The sequence below is a fragment of the Oscillibacter sp. CU971 genome, from assembly GCF_905219725.1.
Classification (GTDB): Bacteria; Bacillota; Clostridia; order Oscillospirales; family Oscillospiraceae; genus Oscillibacter.
Map to the genome: position 1 here is coordinate 1 of NZ_CAJMXG010000284.1, position 3,223 is coordinate 3,223.

At 69.3% G+C, this 3,223-nt stretch carries 3 protein-coding genes; 1 reads left to right on the forward strand and 2 read right to left on the reverse strand.

Annotated elements, in window-relative coordinates; genetic code table 11:
* Nucleotides 1–578, forward strand: a 578-nt coding sequence (locus tag JX325_RS14120) for a 50S ribosomal protein L11 methyltransferase (RefSeq protein ID WP_204791728.1), incomplete at its 5' end; no start/stop codon positions are given.
* Between the two features lie 44 nt (nt 579–622).
* Here JX325_RS14120 and JX325_RS14125 read toward each other — a convergent pair.
* Together JX325_RS14125 and JX325_RS14130 are read right to left on the reverse strand one after the other, a co-directional pair.
* A complete protein-coding gene (locus JX325_RS14125; protein ID WP_204791729.1) occupies nt 623–2,455 on the reverse strand; it encodes a hypothetical protein in 1,833 nt (610 codons plus the stop codon).
* Nucleotides 2,452–3,223, reverse strand: a 772-nt coding sequence (locus JX325_RS14130) for an Hsp70 family protein (RefSeq protein ID WP_204791730.1), incomplete at its 5' end; no start/stop codon positions are given. The genes JX325_RS14125 and JX325_RS14130, both read right to left, overlap by 4 nt.

The following is a 3,223-nucleotide window of genomic DNA, read 5'->3' on the forward strand; positions in this document are numbered from 1 at the left end:
GGGAGCGGCTGCTGGTCATCCCCCAGTGGGAGGAGGCGGACCCGGGGGACCGGGTGCCCCTCTACCTGGACCCGGGGCTGACCTTTGGCACCGGGGCCCACGCCACGACGCGCCTGTGCCTGACGGCCCTGGAAACCCTGGTCCGGGGCGGGGAGCGGGTGTTGGACCTGGGCTGCGGCAGCGGCATTTTGTCCGTGGCGGCCCTGCGGCTGGGGGCCGGGTCCGCCCTGGCGGTGGACATCGACGACAAGTGCCGCACCGCCGCCCGTGAGAACGCCGGGCTCAACGGCATCGGCCCGGACCGGCTGGACATCCTGGTGGGAAACCTCCTGACGGACAGGGCCGCGGCGGAAAAAATCGGCGGGGGCTATGACCTGGTGCTGGCCAACATTGTGGCGGACGTGATCATCGCCCTGGCCCCCCGGGTCCGGGGACTGCTGAGCCCCGGCGGGACCTTCCTCTGCTCCGGCATCATCAAGGGCCGGGCGGACGAGGTGGAGGCCGCGCTGAACGCCGCCGGGCTGGAAATCCGGACGCGGCGGGAGGACAACGGCTGGTACGCCTTTACCTGTCAATAAGCAAGCCGAAGGGCGAACCCGGAAGGGTTCGCCCTTGTTCGCGCCTATTCGCCGGGCACCTGGTCCGTGACCATGACGAGGCCCAGCTTGTCCAGCTCCAGCGTCCGGGGCGTGCCCCGGTAGAGGTCGATGACGGAGTGGATTTCCGCCATCCGCTCCTCCGGGACGCAAAAGAGGGATCCGCCGCCGGAAGCCAGGAGGTAGCGCACCCGGGCCTCGCCGCTGTCCTGGTCCACGCCGCTGACCTGGTGGAAGGTATGGTCCCCCAGCTCCAGCGCCTCCCGGTCCTGGAGGACGTAGGTTCCCTCTCCCAGGTGCCGGTCCGCCAGGCCGCTCTGCTCCAAAATCCAGCGGCAGAGGGCGGGGCCCGCCTGGGCGTAGAGGGTGCGGGCCTCCTCCGTGTCAAAGCCCTCGTCCGACGGGGCCTCGTAGAAGGCCAGGCCCTTGTGGCACAGGAATACCGTGTACTTCACCGGCTCCCGGACCCGGTATTCCGATTCATCCCGGGGGTTGTTTAGGGGAACCTGATGCCACTCCTGCCGGGACAGCTCTTCCAGCAGCTCTCCCAGGGCGGACACATCCTCCTCCGCCCCCAGCAGGGGCAGATTGAGGAGATAGGCCCCCGGCGCGTCGCCGGTTTCACGGGAGTAGGCGGCAAGCTCCAAATCCAGCTCCCGCTCTTCGGCGAAGTTCTCCAGGGCCCGCTTCACCAGGATAGCGGGGTAATTGGTCTGGTAGCCGGGCCAATCCTCCGACCGCTCCCCATAGGGGGCGGCGCGGAAATACAGATCCGGCTTCCCCGCCGGGGCGAAAATATCCTGGGACGCGGCGTGGACAAAGGGCTCTCCGAAGTCCTCCTCCAGCCACTGGGGGGCCGTCTGCGTCCAGCGCTCCGCCGCCCGCCGGGCGGCGCGCTCGGCCTGGGCGCTTCGCAGATTGACGCCGGCGCCGATGGAGAAAAACAGCGCCAGGATGGTGAAGCAGACCACAAGGACGGTCTTCCGCCAGAGGGGATAGCCCCGCCAGGCGTTCCGCCAGGAGCTTTTTGCCCTGGCCGCCCGGCGGGTGTCCGCCCGCTTCACCCCCAGGAGGCGGTAAAGGGGCTTGTAGGCCGGATACCTGGAGGCGTTTTGAAGCTCGTAGGCGTCGAAGACGGCCCGGCGGATCTCCGGGGAGAGATCCGGTCGCTGGGACAAAAAGTCCTCCAGGAGAAAGACAAAATCCATGTCGGCCCGGACGCTCAGGAAGACGGGGCTGTCCAAAAACCGCCGCCATTGGGCCGGGGGCGCGTCGCAGCGCTCCAAAAGCTCCAGGGTCCGGACCGCCGCCAGGACGGCGGGCCAGGCGTCCTCCCCGTCCAGCTCCCGCCGCTGGCGGGCCTGGGGGGCGTAGCGGGCCCAATTTTTGTGGCGCAGGTCCACCAGCCTCCGGCGGCGGGCTTCCTGGGCCTCCTCCTCCCCCTCGGCGAAGAGGCGCTCGAAGTCCCACTCCGGGGCCGCTTCCTCCTCCTGCGGGGGCGCGTCCTCCCCCTTCAAAAGCTCGTCATAGTTCCACTCCGGCTCCTGGGGCTCCGGCTTTTGCGGGGAGTGGTTCGGGGCTTCCTGGTCCTCAAGAAGCTCGTCATAGTTCCAGCCGGGGGCCTCCTGCCGCCGCTCTGGCGGAGCGGGGCGATCGGCGGGCGTGTCCTCCGGCCCGGTTTGGGCGGAGCGGGCCCTCCGGGCCCGGCGGCTGGCCTCCTGATAGGCGGCGTGAAGCCGCTGGAAGCCCTCCGGGTCCTCCTCGGGGTGGGCGGTTTTCAGCTTTTGGGCGTAAGCGCTCCGGATGTCCGGCAGCCCCGCCGGGCCGGGAAGGCCCAGCTCGTTCCAGGGCCAGCTCACAGGTCTTCCTCCTCATCGCCGTCGAAGGGCTCGTCGAAGGGCTCCGGCGGGGACAGGGCCGCGTCGCCCAGATAGGCCTCCGCCTGGTCGAAAAAGCGGTCCAGCCGCTTGGTGGCCTTGGCGATTTTCAGGGCCTCCTGGGTGGAGAGGACCCTTTGATACCAGTCCAGCAGATCCCCCACCTGCTCCCGGAGGCTCCCCACGGTGACGGCGTAGAGCCGCTCGCCCCGGGCCGCCATGGCCCGGTACTCCTCCTGCTCCCGGGGGTGGAGCTTCAGCCGGGACAGCTCTTTCAGGCGGCGCTCCGCCTCCTGGGCCGTCATGTCCTTGTTCTGAAGGACCAGCCGCTCCGCCTGGCCCGCCTCGTTGACCACCTCCACCTCCAAAAGGCCGTTGATATCGTAGGTGAAGCGGATGCGCACAGACTGCCGGCCCCGCGGGGCCGGGGGCACGGGGACCTGAAGCTCCCCCAGCAGGGCGTTGTCCGCGCAGTAGCGGTTTTCCCCTTGATAGATCCGCACGTCCACCTTGTCCTGGCCGTCCCGGACGGTGTAGTAAACCCCCATTTTGCTGGTGGGGAGGACGCTGTTGCGCTCGATGATGGGGCTCATCAGGTCCCGTTCCCGCTCGCTCTCGTTGTACCGGGCCACCCCCAGGGTGAAGGGGCACACGTCGGTGAGGACCAGCTCTTTAAGGTCCCCCGCCCGGGCCTTCATCCCGGCGCAGACGCCCGCCCCCAGGGCGATGGCGGTGTCGGGGCGGCTGTCC